15 protein-coding genes are annotated in these 16,517 nt (G+C 73.7%); 4 read left to right on the top strand and 11 right to left on the bottom strand.

What is annotated here, in order from left to right; genetic code table 11:
• The first annotated feature begins 18 nt into the window (after window positions 1-18).
• Window positions 19-840 (top strand): phospholipid scramblase-related protein, encoded by an 822-nt coding sequence (locus tag OG852_RS08755; RefSeq protein ID WP_133913705.1) that lies wholly within the window; start codon window positions 19-21, stop codon window positions 838-840.
• A 751-nt stretch (window positions 841-1,591) separates the two neighbouring features.
• Here the strand turns inward: OG852_RS08755 and OG852_RS08750 are convergent.
• Together OG852_RS08750 and OG852_RS08745 are read right to left on the bottom strand one after the other, a co-directional pair.
• Entirely contained in the window at window positions 1,592-2,557 is a 966-nt protein-coding gene (locus OG852_RS08750) for a hypothetical protein (protein WP_330347530.1), read from the bottom strand.
• Entirely contained in the window at window positions 2,554-3,357 is an 804-nt protein-coding gene (locus OG852_RS08745; RefSeq protein ID WP_133913703.1) for a phosphatase PAP2 family protein, read from the bottom strand. Before OG852_RS08745 ends, OG852_RS08750 begins: the two co-directional genes overlap by 4 nt.
• Before the next feature lie 158 nt (window positions 3,358-3,515).
• Between OG852_RS08745 and OG852_RS08740 the strand changes: the two genes are divergently transcribed.
• Window positions 3,516-4,169: a TetR/AcrR family transcriptional regulator gene (locus tag OG852_RS08740; RefSeq protein ID WP_133913702.1), complete on the top strand. Its 654-nt coding sequence runs from the start codon at window positions 3,516-3,518 to the stop codon at window positions 4,167-4,169.
• A gap of 120 nt (window positions 4,170-4,289) precedes the next feature.
• Here the strand turns inward: OG852_RS08740 and OG852_RS08735 are convergent, their stop codons facing one another.
• On the bottom strand, window positions 4,290-5,315 hold the full coding sequence (locus tag OG852_RS08735) for a DUF2510 domain-containing protein (protein ID WP_133913701.1): 1,026 nt from the start codon (window positions 5,313-5,315) through the stop codon (window positions 4,290-4,292).
• A 288-nt stretch (window positions 5,316-5,603) separates the two neighbouring features.
• Between OG852_RS08735 and OG852_RS08730 the strand changes: the two genes are divergently transcribed.
• A complete protein-coding gene (locus OG852_RS08730; protein WP_330347529.1) occupies window positions 5,604-8,279 on the top strand; it encodes an ATP-binding protein in 2,676 nt (891 codons plus the stop codon).
• Between the two features lie 42 nt (window positions 8,280-8,321).
• Here the strand turns inward: OG852_RS08730 and pcaDC are convergent, their stop codons facing one another.
• The 7 genes from pcaDC to OG852_RS08695 are packed head-to-tail and all read right to left on the bottom strand — an operon-like array spanning window position 8,322 to window position 14,777.
• Complete coding sequence (pcaDC, locus tag OG852_RS08725; protein ID WP_330347528.1) at window positions 8,322-9,455, bottom strand: bifunctional 3-oxoadipate enol-lactonase/4-carboxymuconolactone decarboxylase PcaDC; 1,134 nt, start codon at window positions 9,453-9,455, stop codon at window positions 8,322-8,324.
• On the bottom strand, window positions 9,452-10,780 hold the full coding sequence (pcaB, locus tag OG852_RS08720) for a 3-carboxy-cis,cis-muconate cycloisomerase (RefSeq protein ID WP_330347527.1): 1,329 nt from the start codon (window positions 10,778-10,780) through the stop codon (window positions 9,452-9,454). The genes pcaDC and pcaB overlap by 4 nt, the downstream gene beginning before the upstream one ends.
• Window positions 10,777-11,382, bottom strand: a complete 606-nt coding sequence (pcaG, locus tag OG852_RS08715) for a protocatechuate 3,4-dioxygenase subunit alpha (protein WP_133913697.1) — start codon at window positions 11,380-11,382, stop codon at window positions 10,777-10,779. The genes pcaB and pcaG overlap by 4 nt, the downstream gene beginning before the upstream one ends.
• 6 nt (window positions 11,383-11,388) lie before the next feature.
• Entirely contained in the window at window positions 11,389-12,162 is a 774-nt protein-coding gene (gene pcaH / locus OG852_RS08710; protein WP_133913696.1) for a protocatechuate 3,4-dioxygenase subunit beta, read from the bottom strand.
• Between the two features lie 16 nt (window positions 12,163-12,178).
• The gene (locus tag OG852_RS08705) at window positions 12,179-13,381 is read right to left on the bottom strand and encodes a thiolase family protein (RefSeq protein WP_330347526.1); all 1,203 of its coding nucleotides are present in this window, start codon (window positions 13,379-13,381) and stop codon (window positions 12,179-12,181) included.
• Window positions 13,378-14,022 carry a CoA transferase subunit B gene (locus OG852_RS08700; protein ID WP_330347525.1) on the bottom strand — a complete coding sequence of 215 codons (645 nt, stop codon included), beginning with the start codon at window positions 14,020-14,022 and terminating at the stop codon, window positions 13,378-13,380. Before OG852_RS08700 ends, OG852_RS08705 begins: the two co-directional genes overlap by 4 nt.
• Complete coding sequence (locus OG852_RS08695) at window positions 14,022-14,777, bottom strand: CoA transferase subunit A (RefSeq protein ID WP_133913693.1); 756 nt, start codon at window positions 14,775-14,777, stop codon at window positions 14,022-14,024. Before OG852_RS08695 ends, OG852_RS08700 begins: the two co-directional genes overlap by 1 nt.
• Before the next feature lie 228 nt (window positions 14,778-15,005).
• On the opposite strand from OG852_RS08695, the gene OG852_RS08690 reads away from it, so the two are divergent.
• On the top strand, window positions 15,006-15,473 hold the full coding sequence (locus tag OG852_RS08690) for a MarR family winged helix-turn-helix transcriptional regulator (RefSeq protein WP_330347524.1): 468 nt from the start codon (window positions 15,006-15,008) through the stop codon (window positions 15,471-15,473).
• A gap of 6 nt (window positions 15,474-15,479) precedes the next feature.
• Here the strand turns inward: OG852_RS08690 and OG852_RS08685 are convergent, their stop codons facing one another.
• Complete coding sequence (locus OG852_RS08685; protein ID WP_330347523.1) at window positions 15,480-16,475, bottom strand: DUF3048 domain-containing protein; 996 nt, start codon at window positions 16,473-16,475, stop codon at window positions 15,480-15,482.
• Window positions 16,476-16,517 lie beyond the last annotated feature (42 nt).

Genomic DNA, 16,517 nt, shown 5'->3' with positions numbered 1-16,517 from the left:
TCGGGGTAGTGTGCCCCGGTGACCACGCATTCGAACACACCTGCAGGCTGGTACCCGGATCCGCACGGCGCGGCCCAGACCCTGCGCTACTGGGACGGCACCCGGTGGACCGAGCACACACACGCCGACCAGCCGGGGCAGGCCGCGCCGGGCATCCCGGCGCAGCCGGCCGGGCCCGACCCGCGCGTGCAGCGCCAGGTGCAGCAGCAGGCCGGGGTCGCCCCGAGCGGCCCCGGCGGCGGCACGCTGTTCAGCGAGCCGGTGCTGGTGGTGAACCAGAAGGCGAAGCTCATCGAACTGACCAACGAGTACAAGGTCATGGACCAGCAGGGCAACCAGCTCGGCTCGGTCGTCCAGGTCGGCCAGAGCGCCCTGCGCAAGATCATTCGGTTCGTCGCCAGCATCGACCAGTACTTCACCCACAAGCTGGAGATCCGCGACGCCCAGGGGCGGCCCGTGCTGCTGCTGACCCGCCCGGCGAAGATATTCAAGTCACGGGTGATCGTGACGCGCCCGGACGGCCAGCAGGTCGGTGAGATCGTCCAGCAGAACGTCTTCGGGAAGATCAACTTCGCCATCAACGCGGGCGGTCAGCAGATCGGCGCCATCAAGGCGGAGAACTGGCGGGCGTGGAACTTCGCCATCGTCGACCACGCGGAGAACGAGGTCGCCCGGATCACCAAGACCTGGGAGGGCCTCGCCAAGACGATGTTCACCACCGCCGACAACTACGTCCTGCAGATCCACTACCAGCTCCCCGAACCGCTGCTGAGCCTGGTCGTCGCGACGGCCCTCACGGTGGACACGGCCCTGAAGCAGGACGCCCGTGGCTTGGGCTGACGCCCGAGGCTTGGGTTAATGCCCGAGGCTTGGGTTGATGCCCGAGGCTTGGGTTGATGCCCGCGGCTTGGGTTGATGCCCGAGGCTTGGGTTGATGCCCGCGGCTTGGGTTGATGCCCGCGGCCTGGGCTGACGCCCGCGGCCTGGGTTGACGCCCGGCGAGCAACCGCCCCGGCGAACGGCGGCATGGGCTGACGTCGGCCCGTCCCGGCTCGACGGCAGCCGTCGAGGCCGGTGAGATCGCCGGCGGCGCTGGGGCGGGCTCGGTCCCGGTCCTGTCCGGGCCGGGGCGGCGAACCGACATGGGCAGGGCTGCTCGTGGGGCGGCCCCAAGGGGCCGCCCGGCGCGCGGCTCTGTCGGGGTGGACCCTGGCGGGGCGGTGATGCCCCGGTGGGGGGCGGTTGGGGTCCGCAGGGTCGGTCGTCGGCGGTGCCGGGGGGCTTGCTTGTGCGGCTCCGGTCTGCGTGGGCGCGCGGTTCTTGTCGGGGCGGACCCTGGCGGGGCGGTGATGCCCCGGTGGAGGGCGGTTGGGGTCCGCAGGGTCGGTCGTCGGCGGTGCCGGGGGGCTTGCTTGTGCGGCTCCGGTCTGCGTCGGCGCGCCGCTCTTGTCGGGGCGGACCCCGCCGGGGCGGTGAGATGCCCCGGCGGGGGGCGGTTGGCGTCCGCAGGGTGGCGCCGTCGGCGGCGCCGGGAGGCTGTTCGTGCGGCCCCAGGGGCCGCCCGGCGCGCGGGTCTTGCCCGGGTGGGGCATCACAGGGCCGTGAGATGACCCGGTTCCGAGGTCGGTCGGGGGCGCAGGGCCGGCTCGGGGGAGGCGGTCTCCGGCTTCAGGGCGAGGACCGCGGCCACGGGGTGTTCCTCGTCGTGCAGCGGCAGCGGCAGCGGCAGCGGCAGGGGCTCCGGTGTGGCCCGCGAGAGCAGGACCACGCCCCAGCCGGCGAGCGAGGCCCCCGCCAGCGCGAGGAGGACGCCCGCCGGGCCGCCCTGGAGGCGTTCGCCGAGCAGGACCAGCCCGATCGTCGCGGCGGCCACCGGGTTGGCCAGCGTCACCAGCGCCAGCGGGGCGCCGAGCCCGCCGCGGTAGGCGGTCTGCGACAGCAGCAGCCCGCCCGTCGCGGCCGCCGCGACCAGCAGCGCCACCCCGATCACCTGCACGCTCAGCAGCGAGCCCGAGCGGTCGGTGGCCGCCACCGTCACCGTCTGGGTGAGCGCCGAGGCGACGCCTGAGGCGAGGCCCGACGCGCTCGCGTGCCGCAGCCCCGGCCGGGTGCCGGGCCGGGCCAGCAGCCCGATCACGGCCGCCGTGACCCCCGCCACCGCGACCGCCTCGGAGCCGCTCAGCACGGTCTCGGGAGCCGGGCCCGAGGCCGTGACGAGGATCGCCGCCAGCCCCGCCAGCGTGAAGGCGGTGCCCCGCCACTCGGCCGCCGTGACCCGTCGCCCCGCGACCCGGGCGCCCATCGGCACCGCCGCCACCAGCGTCAGCGCGCCCAGCGGCTGCACCACGGTCAGCGGACCGTACTTCAGCGCCACCACGTGCAGCAGCGCGGCCGAGGCGTTCAGCCCCACGGAGGCCCACCAGGCCCCCTGGCCCAGCATGCGCGCCAGCCCGGCGCCGGGGGAGCGGGAGGCGAGCCGCTCCTGGGCGACGGCCGCGGCCGCGTAGGCGACGGCGGAGAACAGGGACAGGACGACGGCGACGAGGGTGGCGTTCATCGGGCCGCCCCCACCAGGACGGGGTCGCCGCTCTGTGCCCGGACCGGCCGCGGACCGCTCCGGCCGGCCGTGGTCGCCGTCCGCGCCGGCGCGTGGATCACCACGAGCACCGCGCCGAGCAGGGCGCCCGCCACGATCGCGTCGAGCCAGTAGTGGTTCGCCGTCCCCACGATCACCACCAGCGTCACCAGCGGATGCAGCAGCCACAGCCACCGCCACCGCGACCGGGTCGCCACGATCAGCCCGATCGCGACCATCAGGGCCCAGCCGAAGTGCAGCGAGGGCATCGCCGCGAACTGGTTCGACAGATGGTCCGTCCGCGGCGGCCCGTACACGGAGGGGCCGTAGACCCGCGCGGTGTCCACCAGGCCCGCCGCCGCGAGCATCCGGGGCGGGGCGAGCGGGAACGTCAGATGCAGCACCAGCGCGGCCGCGGTGACGGCGGCCAGCACCCGCCGGGCCCACACGTAGTGCGCCGGGCGCCGCAGGTAGAGCCAGACCAGGAAGGCCAGGGTGGCCGGGAAGTGCACGGTCGCGTAGTAGGTGTTCGCGACCCGGACCAGCACGTCCCCGTGCAGCAGCAGGGACTGCACCGCGCCCTCGCCGGGCAGGCGCAGCCACCGCTCCGCGTGCCACACGTCACCGGCGTTGCGGAAGGCCTCGGCCGTGTGGCCGGTGGCCAGCTGCCGCCCCCATTTGTAGACGAGGAAGAGCCCTGCGACGAGCAGGAGCTCCCTGACTATCGGCGGCCGGGCCGGCTGGACCGGCTCCGCTTGTTCAGGCTCGGTGCGGGCATTCATCCCCCGGCCCCTTCACTGGACGGTGGTGCGTTTGATCGATCGATACGACATCGTACCGATACGCTACTGTACCGATACGCGCGAGTACCGGTACACTTGCGTATCGATTGAGATACGACACACTGGAACGGACAGCGAGGGAAAGAGAGGCAGAGGCCATGACGTCGCAGGCCGCGGAGGGACCGGAGCCGGTCGCCGCAACGCGCCGCTCCAAGATCACGCCCGCGCGTGAGAAGGAGTTCTTCGACGCCGTCCTCGAACAGATCCGCGAGTGCGGATACGAAGCGGTCACCATGGAGGGCGTCGCCGCCACCACCCGGTGCAGCAAGTCCACGCTCTACCGGCAGTGGAAGACCAAGCCCCAGTTCGTCGTGGCGGCGCTGCGCTCCCGCCGGACCGGGCGGCTGGCCGGCATCGACACCGGCTCCCTCGCCGGCGACCTGTGCGAGGCCGCGCGGGCCACGGGCCGCTGGTCGTCGCACGACAGCAAGCTGCTGCAGGCCCTCGGCCACGCGGTCCACGGCGACGAGGACCTCGCGCGGGCACTGCGCGAGGCGCTGATCGACCCCGAGATCCAGGCGCTGAGGACGATCCTGCGCCGCGGCGTCGAACGGGGCGAGATCCCCGCCGACCACCCCGCGCTGGAGTACATCCCGGCCCAGATGTTCGGCGTCGTCCGCGCCCGTCCCGTCGTCGACGGGGAGTACGCCGACCCGGACTACCTGGTCCGGTTCGTGGAGGCCGCCGTCCTGCCCGCGCTCGGGCTCGGCGGGCCGTCACCGCACAGACCCAGGCCGCCGTCCACGGGATGACCGGACGGTGACCTGCTCGCGCCGCACCGTGGGGACGGGGGCGGCGCGCACCCCCCGGCCGGGTGGGGTTCCCCTTGAGCGGAGGGGCGCCCCACCCGGCCGATCAGTGCTCGACGGGTGTCACACGTTCGTACCGCTGCCGCCGCCCGAGGCGACCTTGATCCCCTTCGTGATGGTGTCGATGACCGACACGTTCTGGTCGGCGTCCAGGCCGAACCGCAGCACCACCAGCCGCTTGCTGTCGGCCGGGGCCGGGAACACCAGCGACTCCACGTACCCGTCGGCGCCCTTGCTGGTGACCGCCTTCCAGCGCACCAGATAGCCCTTCTGCCCGGCGACGGTCACCGCCTTGGAGGCGAGTACCTGGTGCGAGCTGATCTCGCCGTAGGTGTCGCCGCCGTAGGACTGCTCCGCGTTCTCGGCGATGTCCGCCTTGGCGACCTCCTCGGCGGTGCCGCCCTTGGTGCCCAGCAGCTCCACCGGCGAGGAGTACACACCGCCCTTGGTGCAGGACTTGGAGGTGTCGCCCGGGCACTTGTACGAGGACTCGGACGTCACGGCGGCGCCGGAGCTGCCCTCCTGCCCGTACCAGCCGCTCGGGATCGGGATGCTGATCCCGTTGAGCGCGTCGGTCACCGACCCACTCTTGATCTTCGGCGCCTCGGACTCCTGCGGCGACGGCGAGGCGCCGCCCGAACCGCCCGAGTCCCCGGAACCACCGGAGCCGCCGGGCCCACCGCCGGAGCCGCCCGAGCCGCCGAAGCCCCCGCCGTTGCCACCCGGTCCGCCCTGACCGCCCGGCCCCTGCGCCGTACCGCCGCCGCTGCCGCCGTCGTCCTTGGACAGCGCGTACACGCCCACCCCGATGCTGGCGAGGACCGCGACCGCCGCCGCGACGGCTATCCCCGTGCGCAGTCCGCGCCGCGGGCCGCTGCCCTGCGGGGGTGCCGGATACGCCGGATAGGTCGGGTACGCCGCATACGCCCCGTCGGCCGGGGTCTGCGCGGGCGGACCCCATGCGGCGGCCGAGCCCGCGGGGCGGGTCTGGTCCGTCCACGCCTTGCCGTCCCACCAGCGCTCGGTGGCGGGACCGTCACTTGTCTGCCCCGGGTCGGGGTACCACCCGGGAGGAGTCACCTGCGTCATGCCCCCACCGTATGAGGCATCGGTGAAAGGCGGATGAGAGGGAGGGTATTTCCGTTGCGGCGGTCCGCACGGGGCGAAGGGCCGGATGGCGTGAATTCGACGTCAATTCGGGGTCCGTCCACCGCTGTTGACGTTCCGGGGCCCGCGACGCAGGCCCGTACCGGCGCGTCGGGGTCCGCCGTGTCACTCCTGGAGGCACGACCTGCGCGGACTGCCTCCACGGCGCCCCCCGGACGGCTACTCTCGAGTTCTGTACGTCGTCCGGGCGGCACTTGGGGAGGTAGCGGGATGACGGAGGCACGGCCGGCGGGGGCCGCCCCGGCTCCCCTGTGGGAGCGCGAGGACGCGATCGACGGCATCGCCCGGGCGGTGGACGCGCTCCGCGCCGACCGCTCCTCCTCGGGCCATCTGCGGGTGCTCCGGGGCGAGGCCGGGGTCGGGAAGACCGCGTTGTTGGCCGAGACCCGCCGTATCGCCGAGGACCGGGGCTGCACGGTCTGGTCGGCCCGCGGCGGCGAGACGCTCCGGTCCGTCCCCTTCAACGTCGTACGGCAGCTCCTGCAGCCCGCGCTGCTGTCCCTGCTGCCGGAGGAGGCCCGCGAGTACCTCGGCGACTGGTACCACATCGCGGGCCCCGCGCTCGGCGTGGCGGAACCGGGCGAGGGCCCCGCCGACCCGCAGCACGTGTGCGACGGGATCGTCGCCGCGGTGAGCCGGCTGGCCTCGCGCCACTACCCGCTCGTGCTGCTGATCGACGACGCGCACTGGGCCGACCAGGAGACCCTGCGCTGGCTCGCGGCCTTCACGGAACGCCTCGACCGGCTCTCCGTCCTGGTCGTCGTCGCCCGCAGGTCCGAGGAGGTGGGCGGCGAGCGGGGCCGCCACCTCGAGGCGATCGGCGAGGCCGCGGGCCGGCACGTCACCAGCATCGGCACCCTCACCCCGGCCTCGGTCGCCGGTCTCACCCGCGCCACCCTCGGGGAGCACGCGGACGCCGCGTTCTGCCGCGAGGTGTGGGCCGTCACCGACGGCAACCCCTACGACACCGTCGAACTCCTCGCCAAGGTCAAGGACAAGGGCCTCGACCCGACCGAGTCCTCGGCCACGGAACTGCGGCCCCTGAACCGGGCGGCGCGCGGCGGCGGACTCGTCGACCGCCTGGAGGAGCTGGGCGTGGAGGCCACCCGCTTCGCCATGGCGGCCGCCATCCTCGGCGGCGTCGGCATCTCCATCGACGAGGCGTCCCGGCTCGCCGTCATGGGCCGCGACACCGCGGTGCGCTGCGCCGAACTGCTGCGCACCGCCCGTATCCTCACCGAACCCGACCCGGCCGCCGTCCCCGCCGCCGAGGGCGACCTCGAGTTCGTCCACCCGCTCATCGCCACCGCCGTCTACGACAGCATCCCCTCCAGTCTGCGCACCGCGATGCACGGCATCGCCGCCAAGATCGTCACCGAGGCCGGCAAGGGCCTCGCCGCGGCCTCCCGCCATCTCATCCAGGTCCACCCGGAGGGCGACCAGGAACTCGTCGAGCAACTGCGCGGGGCGGCCGGCGAACACCTCGCCGTCGGCGCCCCGGACGCGGCCCGCCGCTGTCTTGAGCGCGCCCTGGAGGAACCGCCCGACCCGGACGTCCACGCGCGCGTGCTGTACGACCTCGGCTGCGCCACCCTCCTCACCGCGCCCGCGAAGACCGTGGAGCATCTGCGCACCGCGCTCACCCTGCCCGGCCTGGAGGGCGACGTCCGGGTCGACGCCGTCTACCGCCTCTCCCAGGCCCTGCTGCACAACGACCAGATGGAGGAGGCCGTCCGCACCGTCGAGGCGGAGGCCGACCGGCTCGACCCGGGCCCGGCGAAGATGCGGCTGCAGGCCGTGCAGTTCATGTGGGAGTGCGTGCACGCGGGCGAGGCGATCTCCCCCAACCGCTCCGAGCAGCTCGCCGCGCTCGCCGCGACCTGCACCGGCCGCGACAACGCCGAGCGCGCCCTGCTCATCCTGCGCGGCTTCGACGCCGTGACCCGCGGGGAGAACGCCGAGGAGGTCGTCGAGTTCTGCGACCGCGCCCTCGTCAACGGCCGCCTCGCCCCGGGCCTCGGCTGGACCGACCAGGTGTGGGGCATCGAACTGCTCATGATGCTCTCCAGCTCCTACGCCTACACCGACCGCCTCGACCGCGCCGACACCTTCTTCAACGAGGCCCTGCGCACCTATGAGTCGGCCGGCTGGAGCGGCGGCCATCTCGCCCTCGCGCACGCCTACCTCGGACTCGGACTGCGCCGCCGGGGCAAGCTGAAGGAGGCCGAGGAGTCCCTGCGCAAGTCCCTCCACCTCGCCGAGCGCGTCGGCCGCGGACTGCCCCTGTACTGGTCGGCCACCTGCAACCTCGTCGACGTGCTGCTGTGCCGCGGCCATGTCGAGGAGGCGTGGCGGGTCGCCGAGGCGTGCGGTTTCGCCCCGCCCTACCCGTCCACGATCGTGCTGCCCGACCCGCGCTCGGTGCGCGGCCGGCTGCTGCTCGCCGTCGGCCGCACCGCCGAGGGGATCAACGAGCTGGAGGAGGCGGAGAAGGCCGCCGCCGTCCGCGGCCACCTCAACCCCGTGATGGTCCCCTGGGCCGTCGACCTCGCCCGGGCCCTCGCGACCGAGGACCCGGCCCGTGCGGCACAGCTCGCCGGAGACGCCCGCCGCCGGGCCGAGCGCTTCGGCACGGACACCGCGATCGGTGAGGCGCTGCGGTGCGCCGCCGCGCTGGAGACCGGTCAGCGGGCGGTGCGCCTCGCTCATCAGGCGGTCACGCTGTTGGAGTCCTCGCCCAGCCAGTACGAGCACGCGGCCGCGCGGATCGAGTACGGCATCCTGTCGCGGTCGGTCTCCGAACTGCGGCGGGGTCTGACACTGGCGCGGACCTGCGGGGCGGACGGATTGGTGGAGCAGGCGGAGAAGGCCCTGGGAGCCCGCTGAGTGGTGTTCGGGTGCGGGCCGCGTCTGACGGCGGCGCGCCTTTCAGGGGCGCTGCCCGGACCCTTCGTCCTCCTCCAGCACCCGCTGGGCCGTCGCGAAGGCCGAATTCGCCGCAGGGACGCCGCAGTACACGGCCGTCTGGAGGAGGACCGCGCCGATCTCGTCGGGCGTGAGGCCGTTGCGGCGGGCCGCGCGGATGTGCATGGCGAGTTCGTCGTAGTGGCCGTGCGCGACCAGAGCGGTCAGCGTGATCATGCTGCGCTCGCGGCGGCTGAGCGTGGGGTCGGTCCAGATCTCGCCCCAGGCGTAGCGGGAGATGAAGTCCTGGTAGCGGGCGGTGAAGGGGGACTGGCGGGACTGCGCCCGGTCCACATGGGCGTCGCCCAGCACCTGGCGCCGTACCTCCATGCCCCGCTTGGCACCCCCGTCGAGGTGGGCGCGCAGGGCGGTCAGGACGGCCTCCGGGCACTGCGCGGGCGCCAGATGCGAGGCACCCGGGAGCTCCACCAGCGTGGCGCCGGGCACCGCGTCCGCGATCTCCCGCAGATGCGCGGGCGGGGTCGCCGGGTCCTGCCGTCCCGCGATCAGCAGCGTCGGCACGGAGATCTCCGCCAGCCGCTCCCGCAGATCGAACGCGCCCAGCGCGTCACAGCACGCGGCATAGGCCTCGGGATCGGCGGCGCGATGATCGGCGACCAGCTCCGGCACGGTGAACCCGGGGGTGAACCAGCGGGCGTCGGCGCTCTCGGCGAGCCTCGCCAGCCCTTCGGCGCGCACCTGCGCGGCCCGCTCCTCCCACGGCCTGGACCCGTTGAAGTGGGCGGAGGAGCAGATCACCGCGAGCCGCGGCACCCGCTCGGGGTGGTGCAGGGCCAGGTGGAGGCCCACCGCGCCGCCCAGTGACACGCCCGCGTACGCGAACCGCTCCAGGCCGAGGGAGTCGGCGAGCGCCAGCACCAGCGCGGCGAGGTCGCCGACCGTGGCGCCGGGCCCGATCAGGTCGGCGGGGGAGCCGCCGTGCCCGGGCAGGTCGTAGCGGATCACCCGGTGGGTGATCGACAGCTCGGGCGCGACCTTGTCCCACAGGGCGTACGAGGTGCCCAGCGAGGGTCCGAGCAGCAGCGCGGGCGCAGAAGTGGGGCCCTCGGCACGGTGGTTGAGCAGCTTCTCGGTCAACGTCGCTCCAGCGCACGGTCGGTGAGGGCACCGGCGGAGCCGGTGTAGTGGGCGGGGTCGGTGAGGTCGCCGAGGTCGACGTCCTTCAGGTCGGGCTCCTCCGCGAGGAGTTCGGCCAGTGAGCGGCCCTCGGCGTAGGTGCGCGGGGCGAGCGTGGTGAGCAGCTCCTTGGCGCGGGCCCGGCCGAGCACCGCCGACAGTTCGGCGGACAGCCGCTCGGAGACGATCAGTCCGTGGGTGAGGTCCAGGTCGGCGCGCATCGCGTCCGGGTGGACCCGCAGGCCCTCGGCCAGCTCGGCCGCGTCCCGGGCGGCCCCGCCCACCAGCCGCAGCAGATCCCTGAGCGGCTCCCACTCGGCGTGCCAGGCACCGGCCGGGCGCTCGTCCGGAGCCGTCAGTGACCCGAGGAGCACGGCCGCGAGCTGCGGTGCGCGCAGGGCGGCGGCCGCGATCAGCGTCGAGCGCACCGGGTTCGCCTTGTGCGGCATGGCCGAGGAGCCGCCCCCGCTGCCCTCCGCCACCTCGGCGATCTCGGTACGGGCGAGGGTCAGCACGTCCGTGGCGACCTTGCCCAGCGCGCCCGCCGCGAAGGCCAGGCAGGCGGCGAGGTCGGCGACCGGGGTGCGCAGGGTGTGCCACGGCAACAGCGGTTCCGCCAGGCCGAGTTCACGGGCGTACGCGCCCGGCAGCGCCGGCGCGTCCTGGGCGCCGTACGCCGTGAAGGCCGCCAGCGTCCCGGCGGCGCCGCCGAGTTGGGCGGGCAGCGACTCCCGTACGGCGGTGATCCGGTCCCGGGCGTCCAGCACCAGGGAACGCCACCCGGCGGCCTTCAGCCCGAACGTCGTCGGTACGGCGTGCTGGGTCAGCGTCCGCCCGGGCATCACCGTGTCCCGGTGCCGGGCGGCGAGCCGGGCCAGCGCCTCCTGGGTGCGGGCGAGGTCGGCCAGGACCGGGCCGAGGGCGCGCAGCGCGACCAGCATCGTCGCCGTGTCCATGATGTCCTGGCTGGTCGCGCCCCGGTGGACGTACGGGCCGTAGGTCCCGCCGACGGCCCGGGTGAGGTCCGTGACCAGCGGGATCACCGGGTTGCCGCCGGCGCGGGCGCGCTCGGCGAGGGAGTGCGCGTCGAACGCGCCGGACGCCGCGGCGGTGACCGCCGCCCCGGCCCCCTCGGGCGCCAGGCCCAGCGTCTCCTGGGCCCGGGTCAGCGCGGCCTCCGCGTCCAGCAGCGCCCGCAGATACGCGCCGTCGGAGGTCGCGGAGGCGGCGGGGGAGCCGGTCCACCCCGGGGAGAGCAGACCGGACTCGGGCCGGGCGTCGGTCACCGGAACTCCAGGAACACCGTCTCGCCCTCGCCCTGAAGGCGGATGTCGAAACGGTAGATGCCCAGCGGGCCGTCCGTGGCGATCAGCGTGGCGCGGCGCGCCGGGTCGAGCCGCTCCAGCAGCGGGTCGGCGGCGAGCGCCGCGTCGTCGCCGGGCAGGTAGATCCGGGTGTACAGGTGCACCAGCAGACCGCGCGCGAAGACACAGACGCTGAGGTAGGGGGCGCTGTCGCCGCGCGCGCCGGGCCGCAGGGTGCGGGCCGACCAGTGCCCGTTGGCGTCGGTCTGGATGCGGCCCCAGCCGGTGAACTCCACGCCGTTGCGGCCCAGGAACCCGCCCGTGGACGGGTCGCGTCGCATCGAGCCGTCGACCTGCGGCACCCGGCCGTCCGGGTCGGCGCCCCACAGTTCCACGAACGCGTCCGGCAGCGGGTTGCCCTCGCCGTCGTACACGTATCCCTGCAGGGCGATGGTGTCCGGGTGGCCGGCGGGGGCGATGTCGCCGCCGCCGGGGAACGGCAGGGCGTGGCCGTAGAACGGGCCGACGGTGTGCGACGGGGTCGGGAGCACGGTCTCCGGACGGCTCGTGTCGATCTTCGTCATGGCAGGTCAGCGTCCTTCTTCGATCCAGGTGGCGTGCGGCCCGTCCAGCACGATGTCCCAGTGGTAGCCCATCGAGAACTCCGGCACCGACAGGCTGTGGTCGTACGTCGCGACCAGCCGCTGACGGGCCGCGTCGTCCGTCACCGACTGGATGATCGGGTCGTAGGGGAACAGCGGGTCGCTCGGGAAGTACATCTGGGTCACGAGCCGCTGGGTGAACGCCGTGCCGAAGAGCGAGAAGTGGATGTGCGCGGGCCGCCAGGCGTTGAGGTGCTGACGCCACGGGTAGGGGCCCGGCTGGACGGTCGTGAAGTGGTACCGGCCGTCGGCGTCGGTCAGGGTGCGGCCGACGCCGGTGAAGTTCGGGTCCAGCGGGGCGTCGTGCTGCTCGCGCTGGTGGGCGTAGCGGCCCGCCGAGTTGGCCTGCCAGATCTCGACGAGCTGACCCCGGATCGGACGCCCGTCGCGGTCCAGCAGCCGCCCGGAGACGGTGATGCGCTCGCCGATCGGCTCGCCGTGGTGCTGCCGGGTCAGATCGTTGTCGATCTCGGTGATGTCGCGTTCGCCGAAGGCGGGGGAGTGCAGCTCCACCAGCTCCGGGTCCTTCGTGACGTCGATGGTGATCGGCGGCTGCTTCGGGTGGCGCAGGACGGAGGAGCGGTACGGCGCGTAGTCGCGGCGCGGCTGGTGCTCCACGGGCGCGCCGCCCGCGACCCGCTTCTCGTACGCGGCGTGCTCGGCCGCGATCTCCTGGTCGATGTCGGCTTGGGTGAGAGTCATGGGGATTCCTGGAGGCCTAACGTTCGAGGACGAGGGCGAGGCCCTGGCCCACGCCGATGCAGAGGGTGGCGACGCCGGTGCCGCCGCCCCGGCGGGCGAGCTGGTGGGCGACGGTGCCGGCGAGCCGGGCGCCGGAGGCGCCGAGCGGGTGACCGAGGGCGATGGCGCCGCCCTGGGGGTTGAGGACCGCCGGGTCGAACTCGGGCCACTCGGCGACACAGCCGAGGACCTGGGCGGCGAAGGCCTCGTTCAGTTCGAGCACGGACAGGTCGGCGAAGGTCTTTCCGGCCTTGGCGAGCGCCCGGTTGACGGCCTCGACGGGGGCCAGCCCGAAGTAGTCCGGGTCGAGGGCGTTGACACCGGTCGCGCAGACGCGCGCGAGGGGTTCCCGGCCGGTGGCCTTCAGTCCCTCCTCGTCGACCAGGAGCAGGGCGGCGGCGCCGTCGTTCAGCGGGGAGGCGTTGCCCGCGGTGACGGTCCCGCCGTCGGGGCGGAAGGACGGCTTCAGCTTCGCCATCGCCGCCAGGGACGCATCGGGCCGTACGCATTCGTCGGCGCCGAAGAGGACCGGGTCGCCCTTGCGCTGCGGGATCGCCACCGGTGCGAGTTCGGCGTCGAGGAGACCGGCGGCCTGGGCCTGCGCGGCCTTGTGGTGGGAGGCGAGGGCGAACTCGTCCTGCTGCTCACGGCTGATCTTGTGCTTGTCGGCGATCAGCTCCGCCGACTCGCCGAGGGGGATGGTCCACTGCGGGTCCATCCCCGGGTTGACCATCCGCCAGCCGAGGGTGGTGGAGTACAGCTCGGTGTGGCCGGCGGGGAAGGCCCGGTCCGACTTGGGCAGCACGTACGGCGCCCGGGTCATCGACTCCACACCGCCGGCCACGGCGATGGAGGCGTCGCCGACGGCGATGGCGCGGGCCGCCTGGATCACCGCCTCGAGACCGGAGGCGCACAGCCGGTTGACGGTGACGCCCGGCACCGAGGTGGGCAGCCCCGCGAGCAGCGCGGCCATCCGGGCGACGTTGCGGTTCTCCTCGCCGGCGCCGTTGGCGTTGCCGAAGTAGACGTCCTCGACGCGTGCCGGGTCCAGCGCGGGGGTACGGGCGAGGAGCTCGCGGACGGCGTGGGCGGCGAGGTCGTCCGGGCGCACCCCCGCGAGGCCGCCGTTGTAGCGGCCGATCGGGGTGCGGACGGCGTCGACGATGTACACGGTGTTCACAGCGAACCCTCCGCGACGGTCAGCTTGGCGTCGGTCCCGGCGATGACGTCCTCGACGGCCACCCCGGGCGCGACCTCGGTCAGCACCAGCCCGTCCGGTGTCACGTCGATCACCCCGAGGTCGGTGATGATCCGGTCGACGCACCGCCTGCCGGTGAGCGGCAGCGCGCACTCCTCGAGGATCTTCGGCGAGCCGTCCTTGGCGGTGTGGGTCATCACCACGACGACCGTACGGGCCCCGTGCACGAGGTCCATCGCCCCGCCGATCCCGGTGATCAGCTTCCCCGGGATCGCCCAGTTCGCCAGGTCGCCCTGGGCGGACACCTGCATCGCGCCCAGCACGGCGACATCGATGTGACCGCCGCGGATCATGCCGAAGGACAGCGCCGAGTCGAAGAAGGAGGCGCCCGGCAGGACCGTCACCGTCTCCTTCCCCGCGTTGATCAGATCCGGGTCCACGGCGTCCTCCGTCGGATACGGCCCGGTGCCCAGGATGCCGTTCTCCGACTCCAGGATCACCTCCACACCCTCCGGCAGATAGTTGGGGATCAGCGTCGGCAGCCCGATGCCCAGGTTGACGTACTGCCCGTCCCGCAGTTCGCGCGCGGCCCGGGCGGCCATCTCCTCACGTGTCCAGGCCATCAGCTGCTCACCGTCCGCTGCTCGATCCTCTTGTCGGCCGCCTGCTCGGGGGTCAGCGCGATCACCCGCTGCACGAAGATGCCCGGCAGATGCACCGCGTCCGGGTCGATCTCCCCCGGCTCCACCAGCTCCTCGACCTCGGCGACCGTGATCCTCCCGGCCATCGCCGCCAGCGGGTTGAAGTTGCGGGAGGACTTGTTGAACACCAGGTTCCCGTGCCGGTCGCCCTTCGCCGCCCGCACCAGCGCGAAGTCCGTGCGGATCCCGTGCTCCAGGACGTACGGGGTGCCGTCGAACGCGCGGACCTCCTTCGGCGGCGACGCCAGCGCGACGCCGCCCTCACCGTCGTAGCGCCACGGCAGTCCGCCCTCGGCGACCTGGGTGCCCACCCCGGCGGGGGTGTAGAAGGCGGGGATCCCGGCACCGCCGGCCCGCAGCCGTTCGGCGAGGGTGCCCTGCGGGATCATCTCGACCTCGAGTTCCCCGGCCAGGTACTGGCGGGCGAACTCCTTGTTCGCGCCGATGTAGGAGCCGGTCACCCGGGCGATGCGCCCGGCGGCCAGCAGGACCGCGAGCCCGGACTCCATCGCCCCGCAGTTGTTGGAGACGACCGACAGACCGGTCACGCCCCGCTCGTACAGGGCCTGGATGAGGACGTTCGGCACGCCGCTCAGCCCGAAGCCACCCACCGCCAGCGACGCGCCGTCCGGCACATCGGCCACCGCCTCCAGGGCCGTGGCGACCACCTTGTCCATCCGTTGAGCCCTCTCTCTTCCAAGGACCGTCGGCGCCCGAATTACTCAGGGCACTGATTATTTATCCGAGGTTTCCCACACGCTGCCACCGTGGGGCTGGTCAGTCAAGGACCCAGGCAGAGCAAGGGGTGACCGCCATCCGGGGGAGAGACGGGGTGGGGAGTGGGGCGGTATCGTTCAGTGCACCGATCGAATCCAAGCGATCGCATCCGAACCGGAGGAGCGCACATGGCCGCGGTGGACCTCTCGAGCCACCCCGGGCACCTGGCCCGGCGGCTGCAGCAGGCGCACTATCTGCTGTGGAACACGATGGTCTCCGAGGAGATCACCTCCCCCCAGTTCGCGGTCCTCAACGCGCTCGTCGCCGAGCCCGGCCTCGACCAGCGCACCGTGGGGGAGCGGGTGGGGCTCGACCGCTCCACCATCGCCGAGGTGATCAGCCGGCTGGGCCGGCGCGGACTGCTGGACAAGGTGCGCGACCCGGCGGACGGCCGCCGCTCCCTGCTGCGGCTCACCGAGGAGGGGGTGCGCACCCACCGCCGGCTCACCGTGCGCACCGCCCGGATGAACCAGGTGTTCCTCGCGCCGCTCTCCGCCGAGGAGCAGACCCAGTTCCTCGACCTGATCCGGCGGGTCTCGGACGCGGCGGAGGGCCTGCGCAACCCGGCGGAGCCGCTGGTCGCGCCCCGGCCCTGAGCCCGTTCACGGCGCCTTGGCGAAGACCACCCACACCTGTCCCTCGGCGAAGTCGACCGGTCTGCCGTCGTTGGTGGTGAAGTCCGTGCCGTCGCGGACCGTCGCCCGCTTCCAGCGCACGTCGTAGACCCGCCCGTCGCGCAGCACCTCCGCCGTCCCCGCGCCCACCGTCTCGGTGTACGGCGTGTTGTTGCCGAGGACGTCGTGGAAGGCCGACTCGCGCACCTTCACGTACTGCACGACCACCGTGGCCGGGGCCACCCGCCGTCCCTCCGCCGTCACCGTCGGCGTGCCGTCCATGGAGACCAGCCAGCGCCCCCTGTCCGCCGACCAGGTGAACGTGAAGCGGGCCGCCGGGTAGCGCACGGTGTGCGAGGCCTGCGCCCTGCCGCCCGAGGGCGCGGGGCCGTAGCGGAAGCCGGTGGTCAGCGCGTCCGCTCCCGGCACCGAGGACAGCAGCCGGTCCGGGCGCAGATAGAGATTGTGCGGGGCGGCCCGCTCCGGGCCCCGGTAGTAGGCGCCGGACGCGTCGCCCGGGGTCACGGCGTCCAGCGGCGCCCGGCGGATCAGCGGCAGCAGCTTGCTCTGCGCCCCGGAGAAGGCCAGCCGCGGCTGCCGGAACTGGCCCAGCAGCTCCAGATCGGACTCACGGGCACTGCGCACCGGCCCCACCGCCTGCGGCAGCCGGCTCGCGTACACCGCCATCAGCCGGCTCAGCCCGCCCTCCACCTGCTCGACGTACACGAGGTCCGCGGCGTCCACCCCGGTCTGCGGACGGGCCGCGTCCGCGTTGTCGATCTTCACGGCGAGCACCGGGCCGAGCGCCGTGGCGGGCGGGCTGATGCCGCTCGGTCTTCCCGACGTGCTGCGCCCGTCGTCCGGGGAGCGGTTCGTCGTGCACCCGGCCGTGAGGGACAGACTCAGGGCGGCGGTGAGCACCAGCACGGCCGGCGTCGCCCCGACCGCCGTCCTGGAGCGTCTCGCGCGTCGTGCACCCACCATGGCCACCCCGTTCCGTGTCTCGATTGTGCGCTCGTCCGTTCG

This window comes from Streptomyces sp. NBC_00582 (genome assembly GCF_036345155.1).
GTDB lineage: Bacteria > Actinomycetota > Actinomycetes > Streptomycetales > Streptomycetaceae > Streptomyces.
Note: the sequence above shows the minus strand (reverse complement) of the source record. Positions and strands in the feature narration are given on the sequence as shown.